The organism is Nocardia sp. NPDC004573 (assembly GCF_053602135.1).
In genome coordinates, this window is record NZ_JBSGDA010000023.1 from 79,638 (window position 1) to 96,194 (window position 16,557).

The following is a 16,557-nucleotide window of genomic DNA, read 5'->3' on the forward strand; positions in this document are numbered from 1 at the left end:
AGCTCCTGGCAGTAGCCGGGAGAAGTGGACCCGGCTCTGCACCGGACGGTGGGCAGTCGGGTTTCGCGCTGTTCGGGGTGGTCTTCGATAGCGACCACGGCCCGCACCGGTGGCGTCACCATCGCCTTCCAGTTCCCACCCGCGCCGAATGCCCAGGCGATGGCATCGGAAAGCGTGGAAAGGTACGGAGGGACGATACCGGCCCCCGACCAGGCCGACGAACGATATCGTCGCGAAAGGCGCAGTCCCGCTACAGGATCGGCGACGGCGAGTACCGCGCCGCGTCCGGGTACCGGTCGACCAGTTTCTGCACTTGGCCGATGACATCGGCGACCTGGGCTTCGGCCGCGCCGACGAAGACGGACTTGTCGGCCAGTGCCGCGTCGAGGGCAGGGCGATCGAGGGGCAGGCGTGCGTCGGCGGCGAGGCGATCCAAGAGATCGGGTTCGCGCCCCTGCTCGCGCATGGCCAGGGCGACCGCGACGGCGTGCTCCTTGATGACCTCGTGCGCGGTCTCGCGGCCGACACCGGTGCGGACGGCCGCCATGAGGATGCGGGTGGTGGCGAGGAAGGGCAGGTACCGGTCCAGTTCGCGGGCGATCACCGCCGGGTAGGCGCCGAACTCGGCCAGCACCGTGAGGAAGGTTTCCATCATCCCGTCGATGGCGAAGAACGCGTCCGGCAGCGCGACGCGGCGGACCACCGAGCAGAACACGTCGCCCTCGTTCCACTGCGCGCCCGCCAGCTCGGCGGCCATCGAGGCGTAACCGCGCAGCACCACTTGCAGGCCGTTGACCCGCTCGCAGGAGCGGGTGTTCATCTTGTGCGGCATCGCCGAACTGCCCACCTGCCCGGGCTGGAAGCCCTCGGTGACCAGCTCGTGCCCGGCCATCAGCCGAATGGTGTGCGCGAAGGAGGACGGACCCGCGCCCACCTGCACCAGGGTGGCGAGCACGTCGTGATCCAGCGAGCGCGGGTAGACCTGGCCCACGCTGGTGAGCACGGTGGCGAAACCCAGGTGCCTGGCCACCTGCTGCTCCAGCCGGGCGAGCTTGGCCTGGTCGCCGCCGAGCAGGTCGAGCATGTCCTGCGCGGTGCCCATCGGACCCTTGATCCCGCGCAGCGGATAGCGGTCGATCAGCTCGCGCAGCCGGGTCAGCGCGATCAGCAATTCGTCGGCCGCCGAGGCGAACCGCTTCCCGAGCGTGGTGGCCTGCGCCGCGACGTTGTGCGAGCGGCCCGCCATCACGAGCGCCTGGTATTCGGCGGCGCGCTCGGCCAGGCGCGCGGCGATCGCGACGCCGTGCGCGTGCACGTGCTCGAGCGAGAGCCGGATCTGCAGCTGTTCCACGTTCTCGGTGAGGTCGCGGCTGGTCATGCCCTTGTGCACGTGCTCGTGCCCGGCCAGCGCGTTGAACTCCTCGATGCGCGCCTTCACGTCGTGCCGGGTGACCCGCTCGCGTTCGGCGATGGAGGCGAGGTCCACCTCGTCGAGCACCCGCTCATAGTCGGCGACGACTCCCTCGGGCACATCGACGCCCAGTTCCGCCTGGGCCCGCAGCACCTCCAGCCACAGCCGCCGCTCCAGCACGATCTTGTGCTCCGGCGACCACAGATGCACCAGTTCAGGACTGGCGTAACGGGTGGCCAGGACATTGGGGACGATGCTCACGTCCGGTCAGTCTAGTGCTCGGTAACGATCCACTTGCTGGGGCGTGGCACGCACGGGGCCGTCCGTGGTCGCGTAGGCCGCATCGGGGGTCGTGCCCCGGGCCGGGGGCGCGACGATGTCGATCACTTCCAGCAACGCGCCGCGGGCCATCCGCCGCGGCTCCGGGTCCATCTCGGTGAGCGCGGCGACCACGGCGCCGTCCACCACCGCGACCAGCCTGCGCAACTGCTCCGGCCGCACCATCCGGTCGGAGCGGCGCAGCACGTCGGCCAGCAACTCGTCCAGCTGGGCGCGCAGCCGCAGCTGGACTTCGCGCAGCTCCGGGTGCCGCGCCGAGGCGACCGAGCGCTCGTAGCGGGCGATGAGCTGCCCCCGCGCGCCTTCATCGGGACCGTCACTGCCCACGAGCAGATCGAGCACCAGGTCGACGGTCGCCTCCGCGCCGCGCCGGCGGTGGCTCACTTCGCCGACCCGCCTGCGCATCGCGTCCAGTTCGGCCATGCCGCTGAACTCGACCGCCCTGGCGATCAGGTCGTCCAGGGATTCGAAGTAGTAGGTGGTCGACGCCAGGGGCAGATCAGCGCGCGTGGCAACCGAACGGTGCCGCACCGCCTCGAACCCGCCTTCGAGCAGGAGCTCGGCAGCGGCGGCTATCAAAGCCTGGCGACGCCGTTCGCCTTTCGGGGTCGTCGCGGTGATCACCGTGCCATCGTGCCAGTCGTCATCAGTTCTTCCAGGGGAAATCGGCGAGGAAAAGCAACCATCGTTGTTTTACCGCATCCGCGCGGCCAGGGTGCCGAACTGCGAAAAGTTGTTGCCGGACCGGTCTTTCAAACCGCGAGATAGTGCCCTAGACGCAGCAGCGCCGCCTCGATATCCGCGGTCGCTCCGGCGAACGAGAAGCGGACGGTGCGGTGCCCGTTGACGGTGTCGAAATCGACCCCCGGTGCGAGCGCGACACCGGTGTGCTGCAGCACGTCGGCGCACCAGGCGCGAGAATCGTCGGTGAGGTGGCCGATGTCGGCGTAGGCGAAGAAGGCGCCGTCGGCCGGGGCGAGGTCGGTGATGCCCAATTTCGGCAGCCCGTCCAGTAGCAATCGCCGGTTCACCGCATACCGCCGGACGTGCCCGTCGAGCTCCTCCTTCGCCTCCGCGCCGAACGCGTGCAGCGCCGCGTACTGCGAGATGGCGGGCGGGCAGACGGTCAGGTTCGAGGCCAGGCGCTGCAACGCGGGCCGCAGCCCGCTCGGCACCAGCATCCAGCCCAGCCGCCAGCCCGTCATGGAGAAGTACTTGGAGACCGAGCCGATCACCACCGATTCCCGCGAGGTCTCCCAGGCCGATGAGGTCGCGCTGTCGGCGCCGGCGCTGTCGTAGGTGATGCCGTGGTAGATCTCGTCGGAGATGAGCAGGGTGCCGTGCTCCTCGCACCATCGGGCGAGCGCGGCGAGTTCCGCGGGCGCGATCATGGTGCCGGTCGGGTTGGCGGGGCTGGCCACCACCAGACCGGCGGGGGGCTCGGGAAGCGCCTCGAGCATGGCGACGGTGGGCTGGAATCTGGTCTGGGCGCCGCAGTCCAGCTCCAGCACACGGCAGCCGAGCGCGGCGAGCGTGTTGCGATAGGCCGGATAGCCGGGACGCGCGACCACGACGGTGTCCCCCGGGTCGAAGGCGGCGAGGAAGATCAGCGAGAACGCGCCGGACGAGCCGGTCGTCACGACCACGTCGTCCGGGTGGACCTGGTAACCATAAGTCTCGCGATGGTGCTCGGCGATCGCTTCGCGAATCGCGAGGATGCCGAAAGTCTCCGTGTAACCGAGCAATTCGGACTGGATGGCCAGTTCGGTCGCGCGCAGGACCGGCGCGGGCGCGGGTGTCGACGGTTGTCCCGCCGCGAGCACGAGCACATCACCGTGCGTGCGGGCGCGTTCCGCGGCGGCTTTCCACACATCCATCACGTAGAAAGGTGGAATGGTCGACCGGCGAGATTCTCTGGACACTCGACAGACGGTAGAGCACGCTTCACCGCACGGTCGCGGTTATGGTCTACCCGATGCTCGATAAGGCTCGACGAGACGGGCTCGACCGAGTGCGCGGAGTGGCCGGCATCGGCATCATTCCGCGCGATTGGCGCGCGCGCTCGCCGCGCCCCCGAAAGCGGCTGCTCGGCGGCGACGAGATCGATCCGCGCGCGCTGTGGGCACGCCGCAGGCAGGTGTGGGAGCGCAGACCGGATCCTCGCGACCTGTGGCGGCGCAAACCCACCGGCGAGCAGGTGCTCGCACTGGCGCGCAAGCACAAGGTGCTGCTGGCCGGGCTAGCCGCGACCTCGGTGTTCGCCGCGGGCGACACGTCGTTCGCCGGGATGGTCACCGATCGCACTCCGGCGCCGGATCGCGCCCAGCTCGTCGCCGTCGCGTACCCACCGCAGATGCAGAACACCCCGCCCTCGGTGACCAGATTGCTGAACGCGATCGCCAACGGCGAGCGGCTGCGGGAGCAGGCGGTGGTCGCGGCCGCCGCGCGCGCGACGCTCGAACGCGCGAAGGCGGAGGCGGCCGCCGCCGTCGCCGGCGAGCGTCAGCCGTGGATGACCGGCACCGCACCGGTGCAGCCCGGGGCGCTCGCGCCGGGCGGCAGAGGCTTCGCACTGCCCACGCGCGGCATCTTCACCTCGGGCTTCGGGTCCCGCTGGGGAACCTTCCACAACGGCATCGATATCGCGGGCCCGATCGGCACCCCGATCTACGCGGTCGCCGACGGGACGGTCATCGATGCCGGACCGGCGCAGGGCTTCGGCCTCTGGGTGCGGATCCGCCACGACGACGGCAGCACCACCGTTTACGGCCACATGTACGACTTCTTCGTCTCGGTCGGCGAACGGGTGCCCGCGGGAATGCAGATCGCCCGCATGGGCAACCGCGGCGACTCCACCGGCCCACACCTGCACTTCGAGGTAATCGTCGGCGGACAGCACGTGGACCCGCAGCAGTGGCTGGCGATGCGCGGACTCAGGTTCAGCTGAGCGGCGACCAGGCGTCGGCTCCGCTGCACCGGCGACGGACCAGCTGTCGCCGCGGCCAGCGGGTGTGGCCGCGGACAACCGACCGCGTGGCGGCGTTGCGGATCGCGTAGGCGCTGCCAGATCAAGCCCCGACCGGCGGGGCAACGGCACGGCCCCGATCCGACCGTCTGCCGCGCGGCCCGCCAGTAGTGTCCACCGAAGCAGTGTCCACCGAAGCCCCAGCGGCCCTGCCGCGCGACCGTCAGCGGCGTGCATCCACGAACGCCGACGGTCCTGCTATGCGGCGTCTGCCGAGGCGAGGATTCAGACCTCGATGCGGCCTTCGACGGCAGCCAGGCCGATGTCCGTGCGGTAGTGGCTGCCCGGCAGTTTGATCGCGGCGATGCGCTCGTAGGCGCGGGCGCGGGCCTCGGCGAGATCGGCGCCGACGCCGACCACGTTCAGCACCCGTCCGCCCGCGGAGACCAGGGCCCCGTCCTCGCGCTGCGTGGTGCCCGCGTGCAGCACCGTCGCGTTTTCGTCGGACGCGCCCTCGCCCGCACCGAAGATCGCGTCGCCCAGGCGCGGGCGGCCCGGGTAGTTCTCGGCGGCGAGCACCACGGTGACCGCGGCGCCGTCGCGCCAGCGCGGCGGCTCGACCTGCGCCAGCGTGCCGGTGGCGGTGGCGTGCAGCAGCTCGCCGAGCGGGCTGTCCAGCAACGCCAGCACCGCTTGCGTCTCGGGATCGCCGAAGCGGCAGTTGAACTCGACCACGGCGGGGCCGGCCGCGCCGATCGCCAGCCCGGCGTACAGCAGGCCGGAGAAACCGCTGCCCCGCCGCACCAGCTCGGCGGCGACGGGCTGCACCACATCCTCGACGATCGCGGTGCGGGTCTCCTCGGGCAGCCAGGGCAGCGGCGTGTAGGCGCCCATGCCGCCGGTGTTGGGCCCGGTGTCGCCGTCACCGACGCGCTTGTGGTCCTGCGCAGGCAGCAGCGGAACCACCGTCTCGCCGTCGACCAGGCAGAACAGCGAGACTTCCGGGCCGTCCAGGAACGATTCCAGCAGCACCGGGTGGCCCTGCTCGAGCAGTTCGGCCCCGTGCTCGCGCGCGGCGGAACGGTCCGCGGTCACCACCACGCCTTTGCCCGCGGCGAGTCCGTCGTCCTTCACCACCCAAGTGGGACCGAAGCGGTCCAGCGCGTCGTCCAGCTCGGCCGGGTTGTCCACCACTTCGCTGTGCGCGGTGCGCACGCCCGCCGCGGCCATCACGTCCTTGGCGAACGCTTTGGAGCCCTCGATCCGGGCGGCCGCGGCCGACGGCCCGAAGCACGGGATGCCCGCCACCCGCAGCGCGTCGGCGACGCCGAGCACCAGCGGGACCTCGGGGCCGATCACCACCAGGTCGGCGTCCACCTCGGTGGCCAGCGCGACCACGTCCTCGGCGGCGCACGGGTCGACCGGGCGGACCTGCGCGTGCTGGGCGATCCCGGCGTTGCCGGGTGCGGCGAAGAGCGCGGTCACCGCGGGGTCCCGGCGCAGCGCCAGGACGAGGGCATGTTCACGGGCTCCGGAACCGATGACGAGTACACGCACGGCAGACAGCCTAAACGAGCCGTTCGGCGGGATCGCCGCTGCCGGTGCGCACGAAGGGGATGATGAATGGGGACAACCGATGTGGCGGCACTTCGCTCACGTGGTGCCTGACCACTCGTACCGCCGGAGCACCCGAAGGAAGTGCTGAGATGGGTCTGATCGACGGACTGATGGGAAACGCCGGCCGGATCGATCCGGGGCAGGCGCAACAGGAGTACGCCAAGCTCCTCGGCAACGGAGAGCAGGTGTATGCCGCATACCTGCTGGTCCGCGACGCGATGCTGTTCACCAATCGCCGCCTGATCCTGATCGACAAGCAGGGCGTCACCGGCCGGAAGGTGAGCTACCACAGCGTTCCGTATCGTGCGATCACCCACTTCTCGGTGGAGACCGCGGGCACCTTCGATCTGGACGCCGAGTTGGCCATCTGGATCGCGGGCACCGCGGAACCGCTGCTGAAGCGGTTCAACCGGCAGGTGGACATCTACGAGGTGCAAGGCATCCTGTCGCACTTCGTCGCGGTGTAGCGCGCGGGGCCGGCGCCGCGGCGCGCGGACCCGTCTACGCTGCGGGACATGGCTTCTGTCTTCAGCGCGATCATCGCCGGTCAGCTCCCGGGCCGTTTCGTCTGGGAGGACGACGAGTTCGTCGGCTTCCTCACCATCGCCCCGGTCACCCCTGGTCACACGCTCGTGGTGCCCCGCAAGGAGATCGACCAGTGGCAGGACATCGACGCCGACACCTTCGCCCGGCTGACCGCCGTCGCCCAGAAGATCGGCCAGGCAGTCCGCGCGGCGTGGGACGCGCCGCGCGCCGGTCTGCTGATCGCGGGTTTGGAAGTGCCGCACCTGCACGTGCACGTGTTCCCGGCCTTCGCGCTGGGTGACTTCGACATCTCCGGCGCCGACCCGAACCCGAGCCCGGAGTCCATGGACGAGGCCCAGGCCAAGATCAAGCAGGCGCTGCGCGACCTCGGCTACGGCGCCAACGTCCCCGGCTGACCGTCCCGCCTCTCCGGGTATTCAGGCCGTACGAGTTGGGTGGCGGTGGATTTGCGTTCAGGTCCTGCGTTGGGTGCGACGTGTGTTCTGGGCGTACCCGGTGAGTTACCCATGTTCGTGCGAGATCAGTGTCGCCTCGATCGTGTGGGTTCCGGCCGCTTGTCGCGGTCGGACCCTTGCTTTCCTTGCTATCGCGGTCAGCTCGCTACGTCGTGCAGGGGTGTGTCGACTCCGCCGACCGCTACCGTGGCCAGAGTCTGGCTCGGGGTCCAATAGATCCGGCCGTGCTCGAAGTCCTGGTAGGTGCCGGTGTCCCAGGGGATCTCGTCGGTCGTCGGCCAGCCCAGCGGGCCGTTCTCGAAACCCGAGCGGTTCCAGCGGTCGCGGATCGCGCCGTGCACCCAGCACACGGTGCCGCTCGTCTGCCGCCGGTAGAGCGCGCCGCCCTGGAAACCTTGCACCTCACCCGCGGCCTGGCCGTTCGGACCGGGTAAGAGGGCGCGATCGGTGATCGGATAGCCGAGCGGACCGGCCTCCCAGCCCAATTCCTCGAACTTTCCCCATAGCGTCTCCGGGATGGCGTGCGCACCGGTATCCGGATGCCAATAGATGTACCCGTGCTCGAACTGCGCGAAGCGACCCGCACCGTCGGGCGTGGCGATCTCGCCCTCCGTGATCCGCTCACCCAGCCACGGATTCGCCGCCGCGCAGTCGTTGATCGCGTTCGGCTCCGGTTCGCCCGGCTCACCGGTCGCGAAAGCGCGCACGTCGTCGGCGAACACGTCCCAGGGGAAATTGGGTCCCACGTCGGTGTGCGTGCCGATGCCCAGACACTCGGTGACGTACTTGTGGTCGGAGATTCCCTGCCGCCGCTGGTAAGGCGGCGCGATGACATATGTGTCGAACCCGTACTTACGCGCGTCCTGCACCGCGAGCCAGGCCGCGATCCTGATGTCGTCGCGGATACGCAGCCAGTCGTCCCGGCTCCACGCGACGCGGCTGCCCGCGAAGCAGAGGTTGATCGTGAACGAGTTCGCGTCCAGCACCGACCAGCTGGCCAGATCGGTGTCCACCACGTCGACCACCACGCGGTCGCGCACGGTGTAGTGATAGCTCACCCCGTTCGCCGGATTGTTGAGATAGTTGGCCAGGCTTTCGGCCGTTCCGTTGCCTTCCTGGGTGTGCAGCAGAAAGTTCTCGACGCGCGCACCGTGACGGCTGGACGCGGAGTCGCCCATGCGGTCCAATTCGACGTATTCCGGCTTCTGCACGGCTCCCCCTGGATTCGACAGAGCCTTCGACCACTGGCCGTAGTCGTCGGCGAGGACTTTGTTGACATCGACGACGACGCCGGCCACTCGGTCGCGGTCGATGCGGATCTGATGGATGTGCGCGGCCGGATGGTCGCCGTTGATCGAGGAATCGCCGGACCAGTTGTGTTGCCAGAACCAACTGGCGACGCCGTCCTCGAGCGCCCAGTCGATGCACCGGGCATTGCCGTACATACCGGTCCATTCCAACCCGACGACCGACGCCCAGCCGCGCAGAAATGGGGCGATGAGCGAATTCCACTCCGCCAGCGTCGGATTGGCGTCGACCGGGGCATACAGCGGACGAAAGCCGGGTCCGCCCGCCGCGAAGTGGTAATCGAGCGCGATCCGCGCATGACGCACACCCGCGGCGTAACCGCCTTTCCAGTCCGCCGTCTCCCCTTTGCCGTACTGGTAATTGGTCACTATCTCGAGCCCGATGGCGCGCAATCGGTCGCAATACTCCCGCCGCAGCGGCTTCGCACCGAAATTCGTACCCGGACGGGAATCACTGAAGTAGCCGATGACGCCCGCGTACCCGGCGTCCTTGATCGCTTGCGGCTCGATGAGCGCCGCGGAGAAGTCGATCAACTCAGTCATCGCGCACCCCCTGGGTCGTACGAGCCCGCGCAACGGTCGGCAGCAATGCGTTGAATTCGTACATCTCAGTAACTTTCGGCAGATGGTGAACCCGACAGAGCTAGAGTCGCCCGAATGTGCGCGAAGTATGCCCACATGTCTGGTTTGTGGCCCATCCGGTGTTTGCGCGTGACCTGATCCGGCTCATCACGAGACCTGTTTGCGCACACCAGACTACAAACGGACTCGTAGCCGAAAACATGCTCGTCAGTCGGTAATCAGATCTGCTGATCGTTCGCCACCGACCGTCGTACTGGTCGGCCGCTTCCCGGAGCCGTTCCCACCGGACCGCATTGCCGAGTTTCCCTGTTGCCGGGCCGGATCCGAACCGGACGCATTCGCAGGCGTTCACCGGATACCGGTGACAGCTGTTTCCAGCTTCCAGCCGCATCGCCAGGGCGAACAACCGATGGCGGAAGCGGTGTACTCCGGCCACATCGGCCCGCACCCGTTGGCGACCGGCCCACCTTTCCTGTCCAGGCTCCTGGAGCGACCGCGCATCAGCCGACCTCGATCGCGCGCAGCCTCGCCGCCACCGCCCCGGGGGGCCGGACACCCAGCATCCTCGGGCTCGCCCCGAGCCCACGGCCTCCACCACTGAGCAAATACACGCGCAGTGGACGGTGGATTCCTGCGGATCGAAACCGACGACCGCTCGCCTCCGACATCAGCCACGGCCGATATCCGCGAGCCGCACACGCGCGGCAACTCCATTGAGCCCACGTCAGGGGGGCATTGACAACCGCTCGCCTACAACACCGGGGCACGGCCTCTACCACTGAGCTACACGCCCAGCAACCCAATGGAGCCCCCTGTCAGGATTGAACTGACGACCGCTCGCTTACAACACCGAGCACAGCCTCTACCACTGAGCTACACGCCCAGCAACCCAATGGAGCCCCCTGCCAGGACTGAACTGACGACCGCTCGCTTACAACACCGAGCACAGCCTCTACCACTGAGCTACACGCCCAGCCACCCAATGGAGCCCCCTGTCAGGATTGAACTGACGACCGCTCGCTTACAAGGCGAGTGCTCTACCACTGAGCTAAGGAGGCGGGAAAGCGGTTGTCATCATAGCCCGGTACGGCGTCCGCCTCACAACGGAATGCGCGTTCGACGCCGAACGCGACCGTACCGGCCCGACAACCGCTTTCAAGCGAAGCGAGATCGAGCTTGCGCTGTTCGCGGCTCAACTCGCGCCCGAGTGGACGCCGCGCGACGCGGGTCGCGATCGGCGGTCACTCGGACGCGAGCTGTCAGGCGGCCACGAACACGCCGCGCCGAGGGCGCGACGGATCAGACAGAGCCCTGACGGGCCGCGTCGTCCGCGGCCATGGCGTCACGCAGGCTCTTCGGACGCATGTCGGTCCAGTTCTTCTCCACGTACTCGACACAGGCGGCGCGGCTGTCCTCGCCGAACACGACTCGCCATCCGGCTGGAACCTCTGCGAAGGCCGGCCACAAAGAGTGCTGTTCCTCGTCGTTGACCAGGACGAAGAAGCGGCCGTCTTCATCATCGAAGGGGTTGGTGCTCAATTTCACCTCACTGGATACTGGCGCTATGTACGGGATCGCTCCTGGTTCACCCGGCGCCGGGTTGCTGCCAACCCCTGGCGCCGAGAGAACCCGAGCGTTGTTTCGACACTAGCAAGCAAGACGTTACGCCTGGGTGGTTACCTACGCTGTCACCCCCGCCGACGCGCAATCAGCCCGCAAAGAAGTCCAGAAGAATCTTGTTGACCGCCTCCGGCCGTTCCAAATACCCGAAATGCCCGGCGTCCGGGATCTCCTGGTACCGCGCACCCGGAATGACCTCGGCGATCTCCCTGGACAGATACGGCGGAATCATCCGGTCGTCGGCGAATCCGATCGAAAGACACGGCACGCGGATGCCCCGGTAGGCCTGCACCCGGTCGAAATCGTGGTCCATCCTGCGCTGCGCTCGAATGCCGGGCGGGACCGGCCCGCCGGTGAACTCGAACAGGTCGAGCCAGTCGCGCGCGGCGTTCGGTTCGGCCATGGTGGCGGGCGAGAGGTTCATGACCGCGGTGATCGCGGCTTCGTATTTGGGCGGCAGTTTCACCCCCGCGGCGTCGAGTTCGTGCTCGCCGAGCGACAGCGTCTTCTGGAACTGGTCCAGCCGTCCGTGTCCGGCCATGAACACCGCTTTGCGCACCAGGTCCGGGCGGGCCAGCGCCAGTTCTTGGGCCACCCGCGCGCCCATCGAGGTGCCCACCACCAGCGCGGGGCCCTCGTCGAGGAACTCGATCAGGGCGGCGGTGTCGGCGACCAACTCGTCGATGGTCATGCCGGAGGCCGCCTCGAACGAGGGCGCGATCCCGCGGTTGTCGAACGTGCAGACCCGGTAACCGGCCGCGACCAGGGCCGGAACCTGGTGCAGCTCCCACACCCGGCCGGGACTGCCGGTGCCCATGATCATGACCACGAGCGGCGCGGAGCCCTTGGCGCGGTCACCCTTCACCTGATAGTTGAGGGAAATCCCGTTCACCGTGGCCAGCGGCATGTCGACCCTTTCGTGAGGTTGGTGCTGCGTTCCCCACGGTATAGGGACCGGCGGGGACGACGCACCGACCGGGGTGCCTCGGCGGCCTCGTACCGCGCTTCGGCCAACGCCCCGGCGAGTGCACCTCCCAGCGTCGCATACCATTGACTTTTCGCAGGGCAAGAGCGCACTGAGCCGGGAGGACTTGACGATGGCCGCGAAGGGCAGCGCGAACGACATTGCGGACGAGGATCTGGAACCGCTCGCCGACGAAACCGCGCGTCAGGCGCAGCGAGTGGTCGCCGCCTACGCCGAGGACGCCGACGAATGCCGGATGTTGTTGTCCATGTTGGGTATTGGACCGAACGCTCGAGGCGAATAACCTCGTTCTCGACGCCAACGGCGACGTCGACTACACAACTCCAGCGGGATACAGCAACGCGCAAAGGATGCGTGAGTGGACCAGATGAATCCGTCCGACGACTCCGAGCACGCCAGAGAGACCTCGACTGCTTACGCCGCGGCGGAGAACACCGGCTCCGGTTTCGTCGTCGTCGCCAACCGGCTCCCCGTCGACCTGGAACGGCTGCCCGACGGCAGCACCCGGTGGAAGCGCAGCCCGGGCGGTCTGGTGACCGCGCTGGAATCGGTCCTGCGCAACAACAAGGGAGCGTGGGTCGGCTGGGCGGGCGTCCCCAATGTCGACGTGGACCCGATCATCGAGGACGGTCTCGAACTGCATCCGGTCCCGTTGTCCGCGGACGAGGTGGCCGACTACTACGAAGGCTTCTCCAACGGGACGCTGTGGCCGCTGTATCACGACGTGATCGTGCGGCCGGTCTACGACCGCAAGTGGTGGAGCGCCTACGTCACGGTGAACCGGCGTTTCGCCGAGGCCACCGCCAAGGTCGCCGCCGAGGGCGCGACCGTGTGGGTACAGGACTACCAGCTGCAGCTGGTGCCCAAGATGCTGCGCATGCTGCGCCCGGACCTGACCATCGGGTTCTTCCTGCACATCCCGTTCCCGCCGGTCGAGCTGTTCATGCAGATGCCGTGGCGCACGGAGATCGTGGAGGGCCTGCTCGGCGCCGATCTCATCGGCTTCCACCTGCCCGGCGGCGCGCAGAACTTCCTCTATCTGGCTCGCAGACTGGCCGGTCAGCCCACGTCACGCGGCTCGGTCGGGGTCCGCTCCAAGCTCGGCGTCGTCCAGGTGGGATTCCGCACGGTGCGCGTCGGCGCGTTCCCGATCTCGATAGCCTCCGCCGAACTGGACGAGCACTCCAGGCGCCGTTCGGTGCGCGAGCGCGCCGCCAAGATCCGGGCCGAGCTGGGCAACCCGAAGAATATCTTGCTCGGAGTGGACCGGCTGGACTACACCAAAGGCATCGACATCCGTCTCAACGCACTCGAGGAGCTGCTGCTGGAGGGCCGGATCGATCCCTCCGAGACGGTGATGATCCAGCTGGCCACCCCCAGTCGCGAGCGGGTGGAGAGCTACATCCAGATGCGGGGCGACATCGAACGCCAGGTCGGCCGCATCAACGGCGAGTTCGCCCGGGTCGGCTATCCGGTGGTGCACTACCTGCACCGTCCGATCCCGCGCGACGAACTGGTGGCGTTCTTCGTGGCCGCCGACGTGATGCTGGTGACGCCCTTGCGCGACGGCATGAATCTCGTCGCCAAGGAGTACGTCGCGTGTCACAGCGGGCTCAACGGCGCCTTGGTGCTGAGCGAGTTCACGGGCGCGGCGGCCGAGCTGCGGCAAGCGTATCTGTGCAACCCGCACGACCTCGACGACGTGAAGGACGCCATCGTCGCGGCGCTGGAAGACGAGCGCGACGTCAAACGCAGGCGGATGCGTTCGCTGCGCAGGCAGGTACTGGCCCACGACGTGGATCGCTGGGCGCGCGCCTTCCTCGACGCGCTGGCGCAAGACCAGGTCGCAGGCAGCGCGTTGCTGACCGACGACGACGTGTACCCCGAGGACCGCGAGCGGCGCTGAAGCCGTTCACAGGAACCACCCAGCTTCGGTCCAGGAAGTTCGCAGCCGGATCACGGACCATGAAGCCATGAGTGGTGCGCCCGTGCGGCAGACGCCGGAGGCCAGAATCCTGGTGGTCGACGACGAGCCGATGATCGTCGAACTGCTCGCGGTGAGCCTGCGCTACCAGGGCTTCGAAGTGGACACCGCGGCCGACGGCGCGCAGGCGCTGGACAAGGCGCGTAGTTTCCGTCCGCAGGCGCTGATCGTGGACGTGATGATGCCCGGCATGGACGGGTTCGGCCTGCTGCGCCGACTGCGAGCGGACGGCATCGACGCGCCCGTGTTGTTCCTGACCGCGCGCGACGACGTGCAGGACAAGGTCACCGGCCTCACCCTGGGCGCCGACGACTACGTCACCAAGCCGTTCAGCCTGGAGGAGGTCGTGGCCCGGCTGCAGGTCATCCTGCGCCGCGCGGGGCACGCCGCGCCGCAGCGGGAGAGTCCGCGCATCCGCTTCGAGGACATCGAACTCGACGACGACACCCACGAGGTGTGGAAAGCGGGCGAGCCGGTCGCGCTGTCGCCGACCGAGTTCACGCTGCTGCGCTACTTCATGGTCAACGCGGGCACCGTGCTGAGCAAGCCGCGCATCCTCGACCACGTCTGGCGCTACGACTTCGGCGGCGAGGTCGGCGTGGTGGAGACCTACGTCTCCTACCTGCGCAAAAAGGTCGACACCGGCGATACCCGGCTGATCCACACCCTGCGCGGCGTCGGCTACGTGATGCGCGCGCCTCATCGCAAGAGCGCTACATGAACCCGGGCCGGATCGCCACGGCGCGTGCGAAGATCTCCGGCCTGCTTTCCGCCGTTCCGCTGCGCGTGACGCTGACGGTTCTGCTGGCGCTCACGGCGGGGCTCGGTTTGCTCGTCTCCGGCATGGTCGTCACCTCGGCCCTGGATCAGCAGCTGACCGACCGCACCGACCAGCAGTTGCGCGACGGCGCGCGGGAATGGTCGAGACGCCCGCCGCCACCTCCGGTGCTGCCGCCCGATCCGCGCCACGCCCCAAGCCAGTTCTATGTGCGCTCCATGCGCTCCGACGGTCGCGTGTTCCTCATCCCGGCGTTCGCTGAGGACTCCGAGCCGGCCCTGCCCGCGACCCCGCCGTCCGGCCCGTACACCGTCGATTCCGCGAACGGCGGGCCGATCCGGTGGCGTGTGCTGACAACTCGCACACCGGACGGCACCACGACGGTGGCGCTGCCGCTCACCCAGAACACCGACACTGTGCACCGGCTGGTGATGCTCGAGCTGATCGTCGGGGCGGTCGTCCTGGCGGTGCTGGCGGTGCTCGCCTACTTCGTGGTGCGGCGCAGCCTGCGGCCGCTGCGGCGGGTGGAGAGCATCGCCGCCGCCATCGCCCGTGGCGATCTGCACCGGCGGGTCCCGGTGCGCAACACCAACACGGAGGTGGACCGGCTGTCCAGGTCGCTGAACGGGATGCTGGCGCAGATCCAGCGCGCATTCACCGCCACCGCCGCGTCCGAGGAGGCGGCTCGCCGGTCTGAGGAGCGGATGCGCAGGTTCATCGCCGACGCCAGCCACGAGCTGCGCACGCCGCTGACGACCATCCGCGGGTTCGCCGAACTGTACCGCCAAGGCGCCACCGGCGATCCGGCCGCGTTCATGGACCGCATCGAGCGCGAATCGCAGCGAATGGGCGTGCTCGTGGAAGATCTGCTGATGCTCGCGCGGCTGGATGCGCAGCGCCCGCTGGAACTCGGCCCGGTAGACCTGCTCGCCGTGGCCAGCGACGGAGTGCACAACGCGCGGGCTGTGGTCGCCGCGGGGCACTCCGACGGGCCCGTCCGCAGCATCGAGCTGAAGATCGAGCCGGGCGAGGGGACGCTCGAGGTGATCGGCGACGAGGCGAGACTGCGCCAGGTCCTGGGCAATCTGCTGACCAACGCCCGCACGCACACCGCGCCCGGCGCACAGGTGACGGTACTCTTGCGGCCCGGCCCCGACGACGTACTGCTCGAGGTGGCCGACACCGGCCCCGGCCTGCCGCCGGAGGATGCCGAACGCGTCTTCGAGCGCTTCTATCGCACCGACAGCTCACGCGCCCGCAGCAGCGGAGGCACCGGGCTGGGCTTGTCCATCGTGCAGGCCCTGGTGACCGCGCACGGCGGCGAAGTCGGCGTGCGCAGTTCGCCCGGCGCCGGGACGACGTTCACCGTGCGGCTACCGCGCAGGCAGCCTGCGGAGGGGTCCTGACGGATCCCGGGTCGACGGTCAGACCGGGGTCACCGCCGAGACCAGCCAGTGCGAATCCGCTTTCGTCAGCGTGACTCGTACGCGACTGCCCGTGGTGGTGCCCTGCGGGGTGTCCTTGCTCGTCATCACCTGGTTGAGGAACAGCAGGACCTGCGCGTGCGAGCGGTCGGCGGAGATGACACCGGCCGCCTGCGTGGTCGCGGTGACGGTGAGCTGCTTCTCCTTGGCACCGGGCGCGATCTGCTTCTCGATCAGCGTCAGGTAGTCCGTGCGGAAATCACCGGTGAGGTTGTCGGCGGACTTGGGCAGTTCGGTCTCCACGGTCTGCGGGTTGTAGGTGAACATTGCCTCGACGGTGCGTCCCGCCGTCGCGACCGCGTCCTTGCGGGACTGCTCGGCCTGCCGGTCGTCCCAGTAGCGGTAGCCGTTGACCCCGCCGACGACCGCGGCCGCGGCGACCGCGACACCGAGCACCGCGAGCAGGATCTTGGCTCGAATTCCGTTCATGCTGTGTCCTCTCCGGCATGAACGGAGCCCTCCATGGTCACGCTCCGCTGCCGCC

The 16,557-nt window shown here is 68.6% G+C and carries 15 protein-coding genes and 2 tRNA genes; 7 read left to right on the top strand and 10 right to left on the bottom strand.

Annotated features, from left to right (window positions below; all coding sequences use genetic code 11):
- Nucleotides 1–250 precede the first annotated feature (250 nt).
- From purB to ACWEKR_RS28145, 3 genes are all read right to left on the bottom strand, one after another.
- Entirely contained in the window at nucleotides 251–1,672 is a 1,422-nt protein-coding gene (purB, locus tag ACWEKR_RS28135) for an adenylosuccinate lyase (RefSeq protein WP_452357003.1), read from the bottom strand.
- Nucleotides 1,673–1,678: 6 nt separating this feature from the next.
- Nucleotides 1,679–2,374 (bottom strand): TetR/AcrR family transcriptional regulator, encoded by a 696-nt coding sequence (locus ACWEKR_RS28140; RefSeq protein ID WP_324198174.1) that lies wholly within the window; start codon nucleotides 2,372–2,374, stop codon nucleotides 1,679–1,681.
- A gap of 128 nt (nucleotides 2,375–2,502) precedes the next feature.
- On the bottom strand, nucleotides 2,503–3,672 hold the full coding sequence (locus tag ACWEKR_RS28145; RefSeq protein ID WP_452357004.1) for a pyridoxal phosphate-dependent aminotransferase: 1,170 nt from the start codon (nucleotides 3,670–3,672) through the stop codon (nucleotides 2,503–2,505).
- Between the two features lie 53 nt (nucleotides 3,673–3,725).
- On the opposite strand from ACWEKR_RS28145, the gene ACWEKR_RS28150 reads away from it, so the two are divergent.
- The gene (locus ACWEKR_RS28150) at nucleotides 3,726–4,697 is read left to right on the top strand and encodes a M23 family metallopeptidase (protein WP_452357005.1); all 972 of its coding nucleotides are present in this window, start codon (nucleotides 3,726–3,728) and stop codon (nucleotides 4,695–4,697) included.
- Between the two features lie 303 nt (nucleotides 4,698–5,000).
- Here the strand turns inward: ACWEKR_RS28150 and purD are convergent, their stop codons facing one another.
- Entirely contained in the window at nucleotides 5,001–6,272 is a 1,272-nt protein-coding gene (gene purD, locus ACWEKR_RS28155; RefSeq protein ID WP_452357006.1) for a phosphoribosylamine--glycine ligase, read from the bottom strand.
- Nucleotides 6,273–6,421: 149 nt separating this feature from the next.
- Between purD and ACWEKR_RS28160 the strand changes: the two genes are divergently transcribed.
- Both ACWEKR_RS28160 and ACWEKR_RS28165 read left to right on the top strand, forming a co-directional pair.
- On the top strand, nucleotides 6,422–6,799 hold the full coding sequence (locus ACWEKR_RS28160) for a PH domain-containing protein (RefSeq protein WP_043718981.1): 378 nt from the start codon (nucleotides 6,422–6,424) through the stop codon (nucleotides 6,797–6,799).
- 48 nt (nucleotides 6,800–6,847) lie between these two features.
- Complete coding sequence (locus ACWEKR_RS28165; RefSeq protein WP_452357007.1) at nucleotides 6,848–7,273, top strand: HIT family protein; 426 nt, start codon at nucleotides 6,848–6,850, stop codon at nucleotides 7,271–7,273.
- A gap of 197 nt (nucleotides 7,274–7,470) precedes the next feature.
- Here the strand turns inward: ACWEKR_RS28165 and ACWEKR_RS28170 are convergent, their stop codons facing one another.
- From ACWEKR_RS28170 to ACWEKR_RS28190, 5 genes are all read right to left on the bottom strand, one after another.
- Nucleotides 7,471–9,183, bottom strand: a complete 1,713-nt coding sequence (locus ACWEKR_RS28170) for a glycoside hydrolase domain-containing protein (RefSeq protein ID WP_452357008.1) — start codon at nucleotides 9,181–9,183, stop codon at nucleotides 7,471–7,473.
- A gap of 842 nt (nucleotides 9,184–10,025) precedes the next feature.
- A tRNA-Thr gene (locus ACWEKR_RS28175) sits at nucleotides 10,026–10,097 on the bottom strand.
- Between the two features lie 108 nt (nucleotides 10,098–10,205).
- Nucleotides 10,206–10,280: transfer RNA gene (locus tag ACWEKR_RS28180), tRNA-Thr, on the bottom strand.
- Between the two features lie 241 nt (nucleotides 10,281–10,521).
- The gene (locus tag ACWEKR_RS28185; protein WP_067795192.1) at nucleotides 10,522–10,761 is read right to left on the bottom strand and encodes an MbtH family protein; all 240 of its coding nucleotides are present in this window, start codon (nucleotides 10,759–10,761) and stop codon (nucleotides 10,522–10,524) included.
- Nucleotides 10,762–10,930: 169 nt separating this feature from the next.
- Nucleotides 10,931–11,749 carry an alpha/beta fold hydrolase gene (locus ACWEKR_RS28190; protein WP_159842162.1) on the bottom strand — a complete coding sequence of 273 codons (819 nt, stop codon included), beginning with the start codon at nucleotides 11,747–11,749 and terminating at the stop codon, nucleotides 10,931–10,933.
- 190 nt (nucleotides 11,750–11,939) lie between these two features.
- On the opposite strand from ACWEKR_RS28190, the gene ACWEKR_RS28195 reads away from it, so the two are divergent.
- The 4 genes from ACWEKR_RS28195 (at nucleotide 11,940) to ACWEKR_RS28210 (ending at nucleotide 15,995) form a co-directional block, all read left to right on the top strand.
- On the top strand, nucleotides 11,940–12,110 hold the full coding sequence (locus ACWEKR_RS28195) for a hypothetical protein (protein WP_195085746.1): 171 nt from the start codon (nucleotides 11,940–11,942) through the stop codon (nucleotides 12,108–12,110).
- A gap of 84 nt (nucleotides 12,111–12,194) precedes the next feature.
- A complete protein-coding gene (locus tag ACWEKR_RS28200; RefSeq protein WP_452357041.1) occupies nucleotides 12,195–13,733 on the top strand; it encodes an alpha,alpha-trehalose-phosphate synthase (UDP-forming) in 1,539 nt (512 codons plus the stop codon).
- 67 nt (nucleotides 13,734–13,800) lie between these two features.
- Nucleotides 13,801–14,532 (top strand): response regulator transcription factor, encoded by a 732-nt coding sequence (locus ACWEKR_RS28205; protein ID WP_452357009.1) that lies wholly within the window; start codon nucleotides 13,801–13,803, stop codon nucleotides 14,530–14,532.
- Nucleotides 14,529–15,995: a sensor histidine kinase gene (locus ACWEKR_RS28210; RefSeq protein ID WP_452357010.1), complete on the top strand. Its 1,467-nt coding sequence runs from the start codon at nucleotides 14,529–14,531 to the stop codon at nucleotides 15,993–15,995. Before ACWEKR_RS28205 ends, ACWEKR_RS28210 begins: the two co-directional genes overlap by 4 nt.
- Before the next feature lie 18 nt (nucleotides 15,996–16,013).
- Here the strand turns inward: ACWEKR_RS28210 and ACWEKR_RS28215 are convergent, their stop codons facing one another.
- Complete coding sequence (locus ACWEKR_RS28215) at nucleotides 16,014–16,502, bottom strand: h domain protein (protein ID WP_452357011.1); 489 nt, start codon at nucleotides 16,500–16,502, stop codon at nucleotides 16,014–16,016.
- Nucleotides 16,503–16,557 lie beyond the last annotated feature (55 nt).

Coding starts and splice junctions, on each gene's coding strand:
- ACWEKR_RS28150 (WP_452357005.1), top strand. CDS start 3,726: ATGCTCGATAAGGCTCGACGAGACGGGCTCGACCGAGTGCGCGGAGTG.
- ACWEKR_RS28160 (WP_043718981.1), top strand. CDS start 6,422: ATGGGTCTGATCGACGGACTGATGGGAAACGCCGGCCGGATCGATCCG.
- ACWEKR_RS28165 (WP_452357007.1), top strand. CDS start 6,848: ATGGCTTCTGTCTTCAGCGCGATCATCGCCGGTCAGCTCCCGGGCCGT.
- ACWEKR_RS28170 (WP_452357008.1), bottom strand. CDS start 9,183: ATGACTGAGTTGATCGACTTCTCCGCGGCGCTCATCGAGCCGCAAGCG.
- ACWEKR_RS28190 (WP_159842162.1), bottom strand. CDS start 11,749: ATGCCGCTGGCCACGGTGAACGGGATTTCCCTCAACTATCAGGTGAAG.
- ACWEKR_RS28195 (WP_195085746.1), top strand. CDS start 11,940: ATGGCCGCGAAGGGCAGCGCGAACGACATTGCGGACGAGGATCTGGAA.
- ACWEKR_RS28200 (WP_452357041.1), top strand. CDS start 12,195: ATGAATCCGTCCGACGACTCCGAGCACGCCAGAGAGACCTCGACTGCT.
- ACWEKR_RS28205 (WP_452357009.1), top strand. CDS start 13,801: ATGAGTGGTGCGCCCGTGCGGCAGACGCCGGAGGCCAGAATCCTGGTG.
- ACWEKR_RS28210 (WP_452357010.1), top strand. CDS start 14,529: ATGAACCCGGGCCGGATCGCCACGGCGCGTGCGAAGATCTCCGGCCTG.
- ACWEKR_RS28215 (WP_452357011.1), bottom strand. CDS start 16,502: ATGAACGGAATTCGAGCCAAGATCCTGCTCGCGGTGCTCGGTGTCGCG.